Source organism: Pseudonocardia parietis, from assembly GCF_017876315.1.
In the GTDB taxonomy this organism is placed as follows: Bacteria; Actinomycetota; Actinomycetes; order Mycobacteriales; family Pseudonocardiaceae; genus Pseudonocardia; species Pseudonocardia parietis.
On sequence record NZ_JAGINU010000001.1, the window covers coordinates 2047967 to 2063635 of the forward strand.

The following is a 15669-nucleotide window of genomic DNA, read 5'->3' on the forward strand; positions in this document are numbered from 1 at the left end:
CCGATGTCGCAGGCAGGTGCTCGGGAGACGACGGCGGGAGTGGGATGAGCAGCATCGAGAAGGAGGCGTCGGTCGACGCGGAGCTGGTCGAGGTCGTGCTGGCGGCCGCGCGGCTCCTGGTCGGGATCAGCGCCCAATCCGTGGCCGCGATCGACGACGTGGTCACGTTGCCCCAGCTGCGGGTGCTGATGATGGTGGACAACCACGGCCCGCTCAATCTCTCCGCCGTGGCCGCCGGTCTGGGCGTGCACCGGTCCAACGGGACCCGGGTCGTCGACCGCCTGGTCAACGCGGGCCTGCTGGACCGCCGGGACGATCCCGCGGACCGGCGCAACCTGGTCCTCGAGCTCACGCCGGCCGGCCGGGAGCTGGTCGACACGATCGTCTCCCACCGGCGGGAGGCCGTCGTCGATCTGCTGCGCCGGATGCCGCAGGAGCAACGGGCCGCCCTGGGACCTGCGCTGTCCTCCTTCGCCGCTGCCGGTGGCGAGGTCGGCGGCGACCCGGCCTGGTCGCTCGGATGGAGCTCCGGCTGACGCGACGGGCGTCGAGCCCTCGGGGTACCCCGGCCCGCATCCCGGGGTTCTCTCCGATCCGGGCGCCGGTCGTGCCGCCCTAGCGTCGATCCGGGCCCGTCGTCCGGCGAGCCGGACGGCGGGGGGCGCACCGGTGATCGAGCACGTGGCGGCGGTCGTCGCCTCGCCGTGGATCCTGCCGCTGCTGTTCGTGCTCTGCGTGGTCGACGGCTTCCTGCCACCGGTGCCCAGCGAGTCCGTGCTGACCGCGCTGGCGACGTTGTCGGTGAGCGGGGCGGGCCCGCACGTGGCGATGCTGGTGCCGGTCGCCGCGCTGGGTGCGTTCGCCGGCGACCAGATCGCCTACCGGCTCGGCGCGCAGGTCCCGATGGAGCGCTGGCCGTGGTTCCGCAGCCCCCGCGGACGGCAGCGGGTCCGGTGGGTGCGAGCGGCGCTGCGGGACCGCGGCACGGCACTGATCCTGGCCGCGCGTTTCGTGCCGGTCGCCCGGGTCGCCGTCACGACGACGGCGGGTGCGACGGCCTACCCGCGGAGCCGGTTCCTGCTCGTGACGGCTTTCGCCGCGCCCGCCTGGGCCGGGTTCTGTGCCCTGCTCGGACTCGGGGCCGGGACCGTCCTGCCGCTGCATCCACTCGCCGCGGCCGCCGTCGGGGTGGTGGCGGGTGCGCTGCTCGGGATGCTCGCCGACCGGGTCATCCGACTGTCGCGAACGCGTGGGCGGATGAGGAGTCGCCGCGCGGCGACCCGGTGGTGAGGACCAGGTGGTGCCCGCCGGGCGCGAGCCCGTCCACAGTGATCGTCTGCTCCCGGGTGCCACAGAGGCCGCTCCAGGCGACCAGCCCGTCGACGGTGAGTGTGCACGGCCCGGCGACGTACGGGTCGACCGGCGGCTCCCGCTTCACCGCGACCTGCAGGGCCCCTGGGCCGGTCTGCTCCGCGTGAATCGAGTTGTTGACCTCGCAGAGGTTCAGGTGACCGAACTGCGCCCGCACCGTGGGGCCGTCGATCGGGCCCCCGCCCCGCGGGTCCTGGGTCACCGCGCGCACCGCGGCGCCGAGTGGTGCACGGCAACGATCCCCGCGGATCGGCCCGCTCGACGTGCGTCCCGTGGTGGTCGACTCGAGCCGGGTCCCGATCGCGTCGTAGGCCTCCACGACGTAGTGCGTGCGGATCCCGTCGCCGGTCTCGGCAGGCGGTGTCCAGGTCGCTTCGAAGCTGAGTCCTCGGGCGCCGTTCCCGGAGGCCGGGCTCAGCACCAGGTCCTCGACCGGGCCCGGTGGGTCGGGCGGACCGGCGGCGGTCGCTGCGGCTGCCGTGGTCGCCGTGGTCGCTGCAGCTGCTGTGGTCGCCGTGGTCGCTGTGGCCGCGCACAGTGTCGCGATCGTGGCGACGAACAGTGCGACCTTTCGCGACGGACGGATGGATGCTCTGGTCAACACGAACCCCCCAGTTCGTTTGCCGTGCATGTGCCCTCGTGTCATCGCGGCACGTGACCGATGCGTCACACGGCAGAGTGAACCAGCCCCGTTCGGACGAGTCGAGCGAGGCGTGTGCGGGGTGAACGGTGGGACAGCTGTGATGCGGTGCCGCTCGGGCGTCTCCCGGCGCCGGCGATCGACCCGGCGCCGGCGATTGCCCGGGTGCTGACGATCGGGGCGGTCAGCCCCCGCAGCACCCGCCGCCGCAGCAGCCCCCGCCACCGGCCGGGGCCATCGCGGCCTGCGGTGCTCCGCCACCCGAGGAACGTCCGCCCAGCGAGACGGTGGAGAGCAGCTTGATGGTGTCCGCGTGCCCGGCCGGGCACGCCGCCGGGTCTGAGGCAGCCGTCATCGGCCGGTCCACCTCGAACGTCTCCGGCGCGCCACCGGCGGCGCAGACACGGCAGCGGAACTCGTATCGCGGCATGCGCGCAGCCTACGCCGCGACCACCCCGTGTAGCGATGATCGGGTGCGGAGCCGACGACGTCTGTCGAGCCGGCGGATGAGGTTCTGCGCCGCCTCCACCACCGAGCTTCTTCGGCCACCTGTATCGGCTTCTCGGAGCAGTGAGCCGAAACTGTCGGGGGTCGACGGTATGTTCGATTCATGGTGGTCGGGCAGGTGATTCCAGAGGGACTGGCGGCGTTGCTGCCCGGCCCCGAGCTGGCCACCACGCTCGCCGGCTTGGAGCTGACCCGGGTCCCCAACGACGACATCGGTGACGTCCTGGTCGCCCAGTCCCGCCAGCTCGCCCACGAGCAGGCCCGGATGTTCGCCACCATGGCCGAGGTCGTGTGCCGGCGCCCGTTCGCCGGGCCCCTGGAGGTCCGCCGCGCAGACACCCCCGAGCTCTACGGCGCCGACGAGGTCCGCGCCGCCCTGGCCTGGACCCGACGCGCCGCAGAGTCGGAGACCGATTTAGCGTTCGTGCTGGTGTACGCGTTGCCGCAGGTGCAGGCGGCGTTGTCGCAGGGCCACATCGACCGCGGCAAGGCCCGGATCTTCGCCCAACATTTGGGCGACCTACCCGCCGACCAGATCGCCGCGATCTGCGCTGCGGTCCTGCCCCACGCACCCCGGCTGACCACCGGCCAGATCGCCGAGCGGATCAAGCGCCTGGTCCTGGAGCTGGACCCGGCCTACTACGAACGCCGCTACCGCAAGGCGATCCGCGACCGCCAGGTCGTGGCCTACCTGTGCGCCGACGGCACCGCAGTGCTGTCGGCGAGCGGGCTGCCGGCCGACGAGGCCGCCGCAGCCTGGGAACGCCTCGACGCCCTGGCCCGCGCCGCCCGCCACGACGGTCACCCCGGCACCCTGGACCAGGTCCGGGCCGACCTCGTACTGGGCCTGCTCGACGGATCACTGCACGGGCTGGACCGCGCCGAGATCCTGCAGGCGCTACTGGAACGCTTCGCCGGACACACAGACCTCGACACTCCCAGCTCCGGCGGGCCCGACACCGGCACTCCCGGGTCCGGTGATGCCGGGTCCGGGGAGCCCAGTTCCGAGGAACCCGGGTCCGGCGCGGCCATGGTGGGTGCCTTCGGCGCCGCCGCATCCGGCGATCCCGGATCTGATGACCCCGTAGCCGGTGACCCCGCGTCCAGTGAGGCCGAGTCGAACGAGCCCACGTCCGGCGAGCCCACGTCCGGTGAAGCCCGGTCCGACGTACCAGTGCCCGAGGAGCCCGAGTCCGGCAACCCCGGGTCCGACGAGCCCGAGGTCGGTGAGTCTGGGTCCGGCGGGCCCGGGCCGGATGATCCCGGGCTCGACGAGCCCGGCCCGGGATCCGGTTCTTACCCCGGTCCTGGCGGACCCGAGCCCGACGGACCGGACACGGGCGGCTCGCCGGCCGGTGGCGGCGACCTCGATACCCGCGACACGCGCGAGGACGCCCGCGGTGATGCGGGGAGAGACGCTGCAGTGACCCGCCTCGCCGCGGTGGCCGATCCCGCCAGCGCACCCGGGCCTCCCGCCGGCACTCCCGGGCCTCCCGTCGACGCACCCGCGAGTCCCGCCGCCGCGACGGGCGCGTCCGCCAGCGCCGAGCAGGACACCCCGGAGCGATCCACCCCGGAAGAGAACCAGCAGCGCGACCCCCGCCCGGCACCCAGCGCCACGGCGGCGAGCCCGAGCAGCAGTCTCGGTGTGGAAGTCCGGGTCCCGCTCAGCACCCTGCTCGGCCTCGACGACCGCGCCGGGGAACTACCCGGCTGGGGCCCGATCCCCGCCGACGCCGCCCGCCGCATCGTCGCCCGCCAACGCCGCGCCCAATGGCGCTGGGTCATCGTCGACGACCACGGACACCTCCTGGCCGAAGGCATCACCCGCCACCGGCCCACACCGCGCGACCCCAGCGGGCCGTCCGGCGGGGTCGTCGAACTGCAGATCCCCGAGGCGCTGCTGGCGACCCTGGCCGCTACCGCGGCGCAGTACGGTCGCTGGGCCGGGGTGATCACCGACATCGCCGCCCGCTACCAGCTCCACCGTCAACAAGACGAGCTCTGGGCCGAACTCGATGCCGACCCCACCGCCCGGTTCCCGTCCGCGCCACTGCGCCGCCACACCGAGGTCCGCGACCGCACCTGCGTACATCCCGGCTGCCGCACCTCGGCCCGGCGCTGCGACCAGGACCACACGCTGGATCACGGTCGCGGCGGCACCACCACCCATGACGACTTGGCGCCACTGTGTCGCCATCACCATATGCTCAAGACCAAAGGTGGATGGCGCCTCGAGCAGCCCGAACCCGGCCACTTCATCTGGACCAGCCCACTCGGGCGGCACTACCCCGTCGAGCCCGAACCGATCCTGCCGCCCCCGATCCGGCCGGTCCACCGCGATCCCGAACCCTGGTTCGACCACCCCGCCTACGACATCGACCACGAACAGCCCGACCTGCGCCGACGCGAACGCGCCCCACCGGGCGAGGACCACGCACCCGACGCCCCCGCGCCCGGCGACACCACGCCCCGCGGCGACGAAGCACGGGACGATCCACCGCCGTTCTGATCCGCGCACCAGCCCGTGAGGCCCCATCGTGAGGTGGCTACGTACCCGATCACGTTGCCGGCCCTCGCGGCCCTGCTGGCTCGTGCCCTGCTGGTTCTCATGGCGCAGCCGGCTTCCTGCTCAGCGTCCCCACCGGGGGTGTCGGCGGCGTTCCAGCCCTGGGCGCTCGCGGCTCCGTATCCCGGCCCACCGCGGTGAGATCGGTGACATCGGCGCCGTTTGAATTGGATTCCTGGAGTCGTCTTTCTAGGTTGAGTGGGTGCGCATGACCAAGGGGACCGACGTGGCGTTGCGGATCGCGATGCGCCTGGCGGTGCTGGAGGAAGAGATGGCACCCACCACGCGCGAGGTCGCAGCGGCGGTGAACGTGCCGTACAGCCATGCCGCCAAGATCGTCACCCGGCTCCAGCACCTCGGTGTGGTCGAGACCCGCCGCGGGCGCGGGGGAGGGCTGGTCCTCACCTCGGCCGGGCGCACGGAGTCGCTCGGTCGCCTCGTCCGCATGCTGGAGGGGGAGGGGGACGTCGTCGGCTGCGAGGACGATCCGCCGTGCCCGCTTCGCTCGGCCTGCCGGCTGCGGGCGGCGCTGCGCGAGGCCCAGGAGGCCTTCTACGCCGCCCTCGACCCGATCACCATCGAGGACCTCACGACCGCGCCGACCGGCGCGCTCCTGCTGGGTCTCCCGACGGGGCTGCCTGCCATGGCCGACTGACCCGCCGACGGTGACCGGCTGACCCAGCCGCCGTGACCGGCCGACCCGCCTGCGGTAACCCGGCAGGCCTGGCCGCCGTGACCGGCAGACCCGGCCGCCGTGACCGGCAGACCCGGCCGCCGTGACCGACTGACCCAGCCGCCGTGACCGACTGACCCAGCCGCCGTGACCGGCTGATCCGGCCGCCGTGACCGGCAGACCCGGCCGCCCGTGCTCAGGAGGGCCGGAGTGTGCCGAAAAATACGAATATCAGATACCAATTTGGAGGCCTGATGCTGTCCGAGACGTCCGCTGCCACCGTCCGCGCGACCCTTCCCGCGGTGGGCGAGGCCATCGGCGAGATCTCGTCGGTGTTCTACGGCCGGCTCTTCACCGCGCACCCGGAGCTGCTGCGCGATCTGTTCAACCGGGGCAACCAGGCCAACGGCACGCAGCAGCGGGCGCTGGCCGGTGCAGTCGCTGCGTTCGCCTCGGTGCTGGTGCAGGAGGGAGCGGCACCGCAGGCGCTGCTCGACCGCATCGCGCACAAGCACGCGTCGCTGGGCATCACCCGCGACCAGTACCCGATCGTCTACACGCATCTGTTCGCAGCCATCGCGGAGGTTCTCGGTGAGGCCGCCACCGACGACGTCGTCGACGCCTGGACCGAGGTGTACTGGCTGATGGCGGACACCCTGTGCGCGATCGAGGACCGGCTCCGCGACGAGGCGGGGGTGTCCGGCGGGACCACCTGGCGCGAGTTCCGGGTCGTGGGGCGCTACACCGAGACAGCGGACGTGCTCACCGTCCTGGCCCGGCCGGTCGACGGGCACCCGATCCCGCGGGCCCGTGCGGGCCAGTACGTGTCGGTGCAGGTCGAGCTGCCCGACGGGGCCCATCAGATCCGCCAGTACAGCCTGACCAGCACCCGGACCGATGCGGCGCAGTTCGCCGTCAAGAAGCTCGCCGGGCCGCCTGCCGGCGAGGTGTCCGGTCACCTGCACCAGCACCTCACCGAGGGCGACGTCGTGCGGATCAGCGCGCCGTTCGGTGACGTCGTGCTCGACGTGAGCGACCGCCCGGTCCTGCTCGCCTCGGCCGGGATCGGGTGCACGCCGATGATCGGGATGCTCGGCGACCTCGCGGCGGACACCTCCGCGCGCCGGGTGGTCGTCGTGCACGGTGATCGCGACGAGAGCACGCACGCGTTCCGCGCGGACCTCGAACAGCTCGTCGCCAAGCTGCCCGACGCCGCCGCGCACGTCTGGTACGAGCACCCGCAGGAGGACCGGCCTGCCGATCGGACCGGCCTGGTGGATCTCGGCACCATCGACATCCCCGAGGGGGCGGTCGCCTACCTCTGCGGTCCCACCGCCTTCCTCGAGGCGGTCGGCACCCAGCTGCGGGACCGCGGCGTGCCCGCCGCCGACATCCACTACGAGCTGTTCACCCCGGCCGGGTTCTGACCCGGCAGGAGCTCAGCGGCTGCGCAGCAGGCGTACCGAGCGGGGCGGGAGCACCACCGTCGCACCGGGCTCGATCGGTGTGGTGTCGGCGGGCTCGCCGTCGGCGGTCGTCGAGTCCAGGACCGGGTCGAAGCCGTGCTCGGTCGGCAGCAGGCAGTCCACCGGCGTATCCCCGGCGTGCAGGAGCAGCATCCAGTAGTCCGCCAGCAGCACCACGAGGGTCTGCCGGCCGCTGTCGTGCCAGTCGTCCGGCCGCATCGGGCGCCCGGACGGCTCCCACCAGAGGACCTCGCCGTCGACGTAGAACTGGTCGCGGTGCAGCACCGGCGACTCCCGGCGCAGCGCGACGACCTTCGCCGTGAAGGCCTCCATCGCCGCGGTCTCGTCGGTGGCGGTCCAGTCCACCCAGGACGTCTCGTCGTCACGGCAGTAGGCGTTGTTGTTGCCGCCCTGGGTGCGCCAGCGCTCGTCCCCGCCGGTGATCATCGGGGTGCCGATCGACAGCAGCAGGGTCGCCATCATCGCCCGTGCCGTGGCGAGCCGGGCGGCGCGGATGCCCGCGTCGTCGGTCTCGCCCTCGGCGCCGAGGTTCTGCGAGCGGTTGTCGTCGGTGCCGTCCCGGTTGCTCTCGCCGTTGCCCTCGTTGTGCTTGCGCTCGTAGGAGACGAGGTCGCGCAGGGTGAAGCCGTCGTGCGCGGTCACGAAGTTGATCGACGCCCACGGCCGGCGCCCGGACAGCCCGTAGATGTCGGAGCTGCCGGTCAGTCGGGACGCGAGCTCCGCGATACCGCCGTGCCCGCGCCAGAAGTCGCGGACGGCGTCGCGGTAGCGGCCGTTCCACTCCGACCAGGCGACGCCGAAGCCGCCGACCCGGTAGCCCTCACCGGTCGCGTCCCACGGCTCGGCGATCAGCTTGCAGGTCGACAGGGTCGGGTCCTGGGCGATGGCGGTCAGCAGCGCGGAGTCCGGGGAGAACGGACCGGACCGCGGCCGCCCGAGCACCGAGGCGAGGTCGATCCGGAACCCGTCGACCCCGAAGGCGTGCACCCAGTGCCGCATCGCGTCGCAGACCAGCCGGATCACCGTCGGCGACCCGGCGTCGAGGGTGTTGCCGGTGCCGGTGATGTCGGCGTCGTACCCGGACCCGCCGAGCGAGTAGTACGCCGGCGCGTCCAGCCCGCGGTAGGACAGCGTCGTCCCGCCGACCCCGCCCTCACAGGTGTGGTTGGGGACGATGTCGAGGATCACCTCGATCCCGGCCGCGTGCAGGGTGTCGACGAGGTAGCGGAACTCGGCGATCTCGTTGCCCGGCACGGCGGCGTATCCGGGGTGCGGGGCCAGGAACCCGAGCGTGGCGTAACCCCAGTAGTTCGCCGCGCCCCGCTCCAGCAGCGACGGCTCGGGCGCACTGGCCTGGACCGGCAGCAGCTCGACGGCGGTGATCCCGACCCGCTGCAGCTGCGCGATCACCGCGGGGTGCGCCAGCCCGAGGTAGGTGCCGCGGTGCGCCTCCGGGACCTCCGGGTGCAGCCGGGTCCAGCCCCGGACGTGGAGCTCCGAGATCACCGTCTCCGACCAGGGCACGTCCGGTCGCGGCGGGCGGGGGGCGAGGTCGGTGGCGGTCACCACCGACAGCGGCACCGAGCCCAGCGAGTCGACCGCGCTCGGCCGCCCGGACATCGGGTCGCCGTGCCAGCCCCGGGCGGCGACGACATCGGTCACCGTCCCGGTGATCTGCTTCGCGTACGGGTCGACGAGCAGCTTGTTCGGGTTTGCCCGCAGCCCGTCGAACGGCCGGTACGGCCCGTGCGCGCGGTAGCCGTAGCGCTGACCGGGCCGCACTCCGGGTACGTGCCCGTGCCAGACGCCGAAGGTGTGCTCGGCCAGCTCGACCCGGCGCTCGGTGAACGCCCCGACGGCGCCGTTCTCCGGGCCGTCGACCAGGCAGACCTCGACCATCTCCGCGCTGGTCGAGGCGACCGCGAAGCGGGTTCCGTGGTCGTCGGGGTGGGCACCGAGCGGGAAGACAGGCACGGTCGGCCAGGATAGGGGGGTGACTTCGCCCCGAACCTCGCCCGCGCCCGGTGTCACACCCGTCGATGACGAAGATCTCGTGATCGGGATGGACGGTGCCACCGCCCGTCGCGGCACCACCACGATGCTCGACGCCGTGGACTGGCGGGTCGAGCTCGACGAGCGCTGGGTGGTGCTGGGCCCCAACGGCGCCGGTAAGACCACCCTGCTCCGTCTGGCCGGTGCCGAGCTGCACCCGACCTCCGGGCTCGTGTACGTGCTCGGCGAGCGGATGGGCCGGGTCAACGTGTTCGAGCTGCGCCCGCGGATCGGCCTGACCTCGGCGAACCTCGGCATCCGGATCCCCGGCGACGAGAAGGTGTCCGACGTCGTCGTCTCCGCCGGGTACGGGGTGCTCGGCCGCTGGCGCGAGGAGTACGAGAACGAGGACACCGGCCGCGCGTACCAGCTGCTCGACCAGCTCGGGATGGGAGCGCTCGCCGGCCGCGCCTACGGGACGCTGTCCGAGGGCGAGCGCAAGCGCACGCTGATCGCCCGCGCGCTGATGACGGACCCGGAGCTCCTGCTGCTCGACGAGCCGGCCGCCGGACTGGACCTGGGGGGCCGCGAGGACCTGCTCGTGCGGCTGTCGGACCTGGCGGAGGACCCCTACGCGCCGGCGTCGGTGCTGGTCACCCACCACGTGGAGGAGATCCCGCCCGGCTACACGCACGGGATGCTGCTGCGCGACGGGAAGGTGGTCGCGGCCGGCCTGCTCGACGACGTCATGACCGCCGAGCCGCTGTCGGAGACCTTCGGCCTGCCACTGACCGTCGAGCGTCGTGCCGGGGGCCGGTTCACCGCCTACCGCCGCCGCTGAAGGAATGTGATCACCGAGCCGTCGCAGCGTCCCCCGGGTGGCGGTTAGGGTCCGCTGCGTGACCGAATTCGTGAGCCTGTCCGTGGACGCCGGTGTCGGGACGATCCGGATCGACCGCCCGCCGATGAACGCTCTCAACCGCCAGATCCAGGGGGAGCTCCTGGAGGTGGCGGACGAGGCCGCGACCCGTGCCGACGTGCGCGCCGTCGTCGTCTACGGCGGGGAGAAGACGTTCGCCGCCGGTGCGGACGTCAAGGAGATGGCGTCGATGTCCTACTCGGACATGGCGCCGCAGGCCCGCAGGCTCTCCGCGGGCCTGGGCGCGATCTCGACGATCCCGAAGCCGACGGTCGCCGCGGTGACCGGTTACGCGCTCGGCGGCGGGCTCGAGGTCGCCCTCGGCGCGGACCGCCGGATCGCCGGTGACAACGCCAAGCTGGGCTTCCCGGAGATCCTGCTCGGCATCTTCCCGGGCGGTGGCGGCACCCAGCGCGCCGCGCGGCTGATCGGTGCCCCGCGCACCAAGGACCTGGTCTACACCGGGCGGATGGTGAAGGCCGGCGAAGCCCTCGAGATCGGCCTGGTCGACGAGGTCGTACCCGCCGACGAGGTCTACACCCGCGCGGTCGAGTGGGCGAAGCAGTTCACCGCCGGTCCGGCGCTGGCCTACGCGGCGGCGAAGAAGGCGATCGACAACGGCCTCGACACCGACCTGCGCACCGGCCTGGACATCGAGTCCGAGCTGTTCGCCGGCGTGTTCGCGAGCGACGACGCGAAGACCGGCATGGCGTCGTTCGTGGAGAACGGCCCCGGGAAGGCCGCGTTCACCGGCCGCTGAGGGAGCGGAGCGGTCCGTTCTGCCAGACTCCTACTCATGAGTTCGGACCCGGCGCCCACTCCGCACGCCACCGCCGAGCAGGTCGAGGCGGCCTGGCGTGACCCGAAACTCGCCAACGTGCTCTACCACGACTGGGAGGCGGGCACCTACGACGAGAAGTGGTCGATCAGCTACGACGAGCGCTGCATCGACTACGCCGTCGGCCGGTTCCGGGCGGCCGCCCCGTGGGACGGACGCCCCTACCTGCGGGCGCTGGAGCTGGGCAGCGGCACCGGGTTCTTCCTGCTGAACCTGATGCAGGCCGGGGTGGCCGACCGCGGTGTGGTCACCGACCTCTCGCCGGGAATGGTGGAGGCGGCGACCCGCAACGCGGCCGGCCTCGGCCTGGACGTCGAGGGCCGGGTCGTCGACGGTGAGCACATCCCGTTCCCGGACGACAGCTTCGACCTGGTCGTCGGGCACGCGGTGCTGCACCACATCCCGGACGTCGAGGCCGCGCTGCGCGAGGTGTACCGCGTGCTGGAGCCGGGCGGCCGGTTCGTGTTCGCCGGCGAGCCGACGACGGTCGGCGACGCCTACGCGCGCACGCTCGGCCAGTGGACGTGGAAGGCCACCACGACGCTGACGAAGCTCCCCGCCCTGCAGGACTGGCGGCGCCCGCAGCACGAGCTCGACGAGTCGTCCCGGGCGGCCGCGCTGGAGTCCGTCGTGGACATCCACACGTTCGACCCGGCCGACCTGGAGCGCACCGCCCGCGAGGCCGGGTTCGAGGGAGCGCTGGCGAGCTCCGAGGAGTTCTCCGCGGCGATGCTGGGCTGGCCGGTGCGGACGTTCGAGGCCGCCGTCCCCGACGGCAAGCTCGGCTGGAGCTGGGCGATGTTCGCCTATCACGGCTGGCAGCGGCTGTCCTGGCTGGACGAGCACCTGCTGTCGCGGGTCGTGCCGCGCAGCTGGTTCTACAACGCGCTGATCACCGGCACGAAGCCCCGCTGATGCCGCCGTGACGAGCCTGCCCGAACGGGCCCGGTCACGGGCCAGGGTCGCGACACTCGTCGACATGGAGCACCCGCTGGAGCCGTTCTGGCGCGGAGTCATCGCCTACCGGCTGCTGACGCTGCTCACCGTCGTCGGCGTGACGGTGTACCACCTGCCCACCGGCTACGAGCGTCCGCTCGCGGCACTCGGCGTGCTGCTGGTGATGACGGTGTGGACGGCCGTCACGTCCTGGGGCTACCTGGGCGGGCTGCCCGGGAGGCCGGACGGGCGCGCCCGCCTCGCGCTGGCCGATCTCGTCGTCTGTGTCGCGACCATGGCGACCACCCCCTGGATCGTCCGCGAGGCCCACCTGGACGACGGCGGCCCCGGCATGGGATCCATCTGGACCTCCGGGGCGGTGCTGGCCTGCGCCGTCGCGTTCCGGATCCGCGGCGGGCTGATCGCCGCACTGGTGGTCTCGGTGGCTCTCGTGCTGTCCAAGGAGCGGTTCGGGGACCTCGAGCTCGGCGACATCCAGCTGCTGGTGCTCGCCGGGCTCACCGTGGGTTTCGCCTCGCACGTCCTGGAACGCACGGCGGCCCGGCTGCGACGTCTCACCGCCGAGCAGGCCGCGGCCGCCGAGCGCGAGCGGCTCACCCGCTCGATCCACGACGGCGTCCTGCAGGTCCTCGCGCACGTCCAGCGGCGCGGAGCCGAGATCGGCGGGGACACCGCCGAGCTGGGCGTGCTCGCGGGCGAGCAGGAGACCGCGTTGCGCGCGCTGCTGGCAGGCCCCGGCACGACCGACGCCCGCGGGCGTCGCGACCTGGGCGCCGCCCTGCGTCTCCTCACCTCGGACCGGGTGACGGTGTCGGCGCCGGGCCGTCCGGTGGAGTTCGACGCGGCGGTGGTCGACGAGGTGGAGGGCGCGGTGCGGGCGGCGCTGGCGAACGTCGCCCAGCACGCCGGGCCCGGGGCCCGGGCCTGGGTGCTGGTGGAGGAGCTGCCCGGCGCCCTGGAGGTCAGCGTCCGGGACGACGGCCCCGGCATCCCCGTGGGCCGGCTCGCCGAGGCCGAGGCGCAGGGCCGGCTGGGGGTATCCCGCTCGATCCGCGGCCGGATCGAGGAGATCGGCGGGACGCTGAGGCTGGACACCGGGCCGGAGATCGGGACTGAATGGGTCATCGGACTCGAACGGGGGCAGACGTGACCGAGCAGAGCAGCGAGAGCCCGGTCCGGGTGATGGTGGTCGACGACCACCCGATCTGGCGCGAGGGCGTGGCCCGGGACCTGACCGAGCGCGGGCTCGACGTCGTCGCGACCGCACCGGACGCCCCGGCCGCGGTCCGGATCGCGACCGCCGTCCGCCCGGACGTCGTGCTGATGGACCTCAACCTGGGCCCGACGTCCGGTGTGGACGCGATCGCCGAGATCGGGCAAAAGAGCCCGGACAGCCGGGTGCTGGTGCTGTCGGCGTCCGGTGAGCACGCGGACGTGCTGGAGGCGGTGAAGGCGGGTGCGCTCGGCTACCTGGTGAAGTCGGCCGGGGTCGACGAGCTGCTCGACGCGATCCGGCGCACCGCGCGCGGGGTCGCCGTGTTCACCCCCGGGCTGGCCGGGCTGGTGCTGGGGGAATACCGGCGCCTGGCCGAGGCTCCGGCCCCCGCCGACGGCTCGCCGGCCGTACCGGCGCTGACCGAGCGGGAGACCGAGGTGCTGCGGCTGGTCGCGAAGGGACTGACCGCCAAGCAGATCGCCGCGAAGCTCGTCGTCTCGCACCGCACCGTCGAGAGCCACGTGCAGAACACCCTGCGCAAGCTGCAGCTGCACAACCGCAGCCAGCTCGTCCGCTACGCCATCGAGCAGGGCCTCGCGGACTGACCCGGGGCCGCATGTGTCCGATGTGGTGCTCGGGATGGCAGGCTGGCGGAGTCCGGCGCCATCGGGGGAGCGGGGGGACCGGCACGTGCACGACGACCAGACCGCGCGGAGCACCGTCGTCGTGGTGGGGGATCCGCCGGTGCCCGCAGAGCTGGAGGTCGTCGGCCGGACCGCCCGCGGACCGGCCGGGGCGGTCGCCGCCGCCGTCGCCCGGGCGGATCCGGCGCTGGTGCTCGTCGACCTCGGCGGGCCGCGCGAGGCCGGCCTGTCCGTGATCGCCGCGCTGCTCGCGCGCAGCCCGCAGATCCCGGTGCTCGCCGTCGCCGCACCGGACGCCGACCACGTCCTCGTCCTCGATGCCGTGCGGGCCGGTGCCACCGGCGTCGCGACGACCACGGACCCGGCCGAGGTGGCGGGTATCGCCGAGGCCGCTGCTGCCGGACGGCCCGCGTTCTCGCCCGGGCTGGCCGCCGTCGTCCTGGAGTCGGTGGTGACGCCGACGCCCGCGATACCCGAGCTCAGCCCGCGTGAGTCCGAGGTGCTGGGCCTGGTCGTCGAGGGGCTGACCGCGAAGCAGGTGGCCGCCCGGCTGGTGCTCTCACCGCGCACCGTGGAGAACCACGTGCAGCGGCTGCTGCGCAAGTTCGACGTGCCCGGTCGCGGCGCGCTGGTCCGCTACGCGATCGAGCACGGGCTCGCCTGACCGGCCAGCCGCGCCAGGACGGCGTCGAGGACGGCCGGGACGTCCGGCGCGGACAGCACGTCGACCGGCGGGGTCGTCGCGTCCGGGGCCCGGTACGGGACCGTCGCGCCGCGGGCCGGCCCGAACCCGGTGTCCACGCCCAGCGGGATCGGCGTCGCGGCGAGCGAGCCGGGGGCGACGCATTCCAGCAGCGCGATCGCGTCGTGCAGGGCGACGGCGTCACGGCCGTACCGGTCCCGGTAGTAGCCGTAGTAGGGCGCGATCATCGCCGCGAGCTCGGCGCACACCGGCCCCGCGCCGGTCAGCGCGGCGATCCACTCCGGGCCGGCCGCGCAGCCGAGCGTGGTCTCGAGCGGTACCAGGGCGACCGGGACCCGGTCCTGGGTGAGGACGCGGTGCGCGGCCTCCGGGTCGGCGTGCACGTTGAACTCCGCGGCGCCGGTGATGTTCCCACCGCCGATCGCGCCGCCCATGACGACGATCCGCTCGATCCGCTCCGCCAGACCGGGATGGGCCGCCAGCAGGAGCGCGGTGTCGGTGAGCGGGCCGATCGAGGCGATCGTGACCGGCTCGCGGGTCTCCTCCAGCACGCGGGCCATCAACGCGATCCCGGAACCGGGGTGCGGCGCGACCGGCTCGGGCAGGTGCGCCGCACGCCCGCCGAGGCCGTCGTCGCCGTGCACGTGGCCGGCGCGCAGCGCACGCCGGTGCACCAGCGGCTGCTCCGCGCCGGCGCCGAGCGGCACGTCCTCGCGCCCGGCGAGGGCCAGGATCCGCCCGGCGTTGTCCAGCGTGCGCTCGGGCCCGACGTTGCCGAACGCCGCGACGACCGCCCGGACGTCCACCTCCGGGCTGCGCAGGGCCAGCACGAGCGCGACGGCGTCGTCCACGCCCGGGTCGGTGTCGATGATCAGCGGGCGTGCGGGCACCGCCGCAGCCTATTCGCTGCGGGTGGGCTCGTCGTCGTTCTCGGCGTCCAGCTCGCGGGCGGCGGCCTCGGTGGCGCCGGCGTCGTCGGTGGACCCGGCCGGGCGGGGGTTGCCCGCGTGGTCGCGGTCGTCGCGCACGGTGCCCGCGCCGCCGCCGGAGGTCAGCTCGTCGGTCCCGATGTCGAACCCGCCGTCGGGCTCGCGATGCTCGGTCATGCGGGGCAGGTACCCGCGGAACGGCACGGGCACACGCCTAGGGTCGG

Annotated in this window: 16 protein-coding genes; 11 read left to right on the forward strand and 5 right to left on the reverse strand. The window is 73.6% G+C overall.

All coding sequences use genetic code 11. The annotated features are described in order from the left end of the window. The first annotated feature begins 44 nt into the window (after positions 1–44). Together JOF36_RS09655 and JOF36_RS09660 are read left to right on the forward strand one after the other, a co-directional pair. Positions 45–536, forward strand: a complete 492-nt coding sequence (locus tag JOF36_RS09655) for a MarR family winged helix-turn-helix transcriptional regulator (RefSeq protein WP_210026273.1) — start codon at positions 45–47, stop codon at positions 534–536. 133 nt (positions 537–669) lie between these two features. Next, positions 670–1290 carry a DedA family protein gene (locus tag JOF36_RS09660; RefSeq protein ID WP_210026274.1) on the forward strand — a complete coding sequence of 207 codons (621 nt, stop codon included), beginning with the start codon at positions 670–672 and terminating at the stop codon, positions 1288–1290. Here JOF36_RS09660 and JOF36_RS09665 read toward each other — a convergent pair. Then, positions 1229–1972 carry a hypothetical protein gene (locus tag JOF36_RS09665; protein ID WP_210026276.1) on the reverse strand — a complete coding sequence of 248 codons (744 nt, stop codon included), beginning with the start codon at positions 1970–1972 and terminating at the stop codon, positions 1229–1231. The genes JOF36_RS09660 and JOF36_RS09665 overlap by 62 nt on opposite strands. Positions 1973–2195: 223 nt before the next feature. Then, the gene (locus JOF36_RS09670) at positions 2196–2441 is read right to left on the reverse strand and encodes a zinc ribbon domain-containing protein (protein ID WP_210026278.1); all 246 of its coding nucleotides are present in this window, start codon (positions 2439–2441) and stop codon (positions 2196–2198) included. A gap of 180 nt (positions 2442–2621) precedes the next feature. Between JOF36_RS09670 and JOF36_RS09675 the strand changes: the two genes are divergently transcribed. From JOF36_RS09675 to JOF36_RS09685, 3 genes are all read left to right on the forward strand, one after another. After that, positions 2622–5030, forward strand: coding sequence for an HNH endonuclease signature motif containing protein (locus JOF36_RS09675; protein WP_210026280.1), 2409 nt, complete (start codon positions 2622–2624; stop codon positions 5028–5030). 265 nt (positions 5031–5295) lie between these two features. Further along, a complete protein-coding gene (locus JOF36_RS09680) occupies positions 5296–5742 on the forward strand; it encodes an RrF2 family transcriptional regulator (protein ID WP_245351675.1) in 447 nt (148 codons plus the stop codon). 272 nt (positions 5743–6014) lie between these two features. After that, a complete protein-coding gene (locus JOF36_RS09685; protein ID WP_210026285.1) occupies positions 6015–7187 on the forward strand; it encodes a globin domain-containing protein in 1173 nt (390 codons plus the stop codon). 12 nt (positions 7188–7199) lie between these two features. Here the strand turns inward: JOF36_RS09685 and glgX are convergent, their stop codons facing one another. Beyond that, positions 7200–9221, reverse strand: coding sequence for a glycogen debranching protein GlgX (gene glgX, locus JOF36_RS09690; RefSeq protein WP_210026286.1), 2022 nt, complete (start codon positions 9219–9221; stop codon positions 7200–7202). An 88-nt stretch (positions 9222–9309) separates the two neighbouring features. Between glgX and JOF36_RS09695 the strand changes: the two genes are divergently transcribed. From JOF36_RS09695 to JOF36_RS09720, 6 genes are all read left to right on the forward strand, one after another. After that, positions 9310–10080, forward strand: a complete 771-nt coding sequence (locus JOF36_RS09695; protein WP_210026288.1) for an ABC transporter ATP-binding protein — start codon at positions 9310–9312, stop codon at positions 10078–10080. Between the two features lie 58 nt (positions 10081–10138). Continuing rightward, entirely contained in the window at positions 10139–10918 is a 780-nt protein-coding gene (locus JOF36_RS09700) for an enoyl-CoA hydratase/isomerase family protein (protein WP_210026289.1), read from the forward strand. Positions 10919–10954: 36 nt separating this feature from the next. After that, positions 10955–11911 carry a class I SAM-dependent methyltransferase gene (locus tag JOF36_RS09705; RefSeq protein ID WP_210026290.1) on the forward strand — a complete coding sequence of 319 codons (957 nt, stop codon included), beginning with the start codon at positions 10955–10957 and terminating at the stop codon, positions 11909–11911. Positions 11912–11918: 7 nt separating this feature from the next. Beyond that, positions 11919–13103 (forward strand): MacS family sensor histidine kinase, encoded by a 1185-nt coding sequence (macS, locus tag JOF36_RS09710; RefSeq protein WP_210026291.1) that lies wholly within the window; start codon positions 11919–11921, stop codon positions 13101–13103. A 32-nt stretch (positions 13104–13135) separates the two neighbouring features. Beyond that, on the forward strand, positions 13136–13774 hold the full coding sequence (locus tag JOF36_RS09715; protein WP_210035337.1) for a response regulator: 639 nt from the start codon (positions 13136–13138) through the stop codon (positions 13772–13774). A gap of 85 nt (positions 13775–13859) precedes the next feature. Beyond that, positions 13860–14477 carry a response regulator transcription factor gene (locus tag JOF36_RS09720; protein ID WP_210026292.1) on the forward strand — a complete coding sequence of 206 codons (618 nt, stop codon included), beginning with the start codon at positions 13860–13862 and terminating at the stop codon, positions 14475–14477. On the opposite strand, the gene JOF36_RS09725 is transcribed toward JOF36_RS09720, so the two are convergent. After that, on the reverse strand, positions 14450–15406 hold the full coding sequence (locus JOF36_RS09725; protein ID WP_210026293.1) for a nucleoside hydrolase: 957 nt from the start codon (positions 15404–15406) through the stop codon (positions 14450–14452). The genes JOF36_RS09720 and JOF36_RS09725 overlap by 28 nt on opposite strands. A gap of 9 nt (positions 15407–15415) precedes the next feature. Next, positions 15416–15655 (reverse strand): hypothetical protein, encoded by a 240-nt coding sequence (locus JOF36_RS09730; RefSeq protein WP_210026294.1) that lies wholly within the window; start codon positions 15653–15655, stop codon positions 15416–15418. Positions 15656–15669 lie beyond the last annotated feature (14 nt).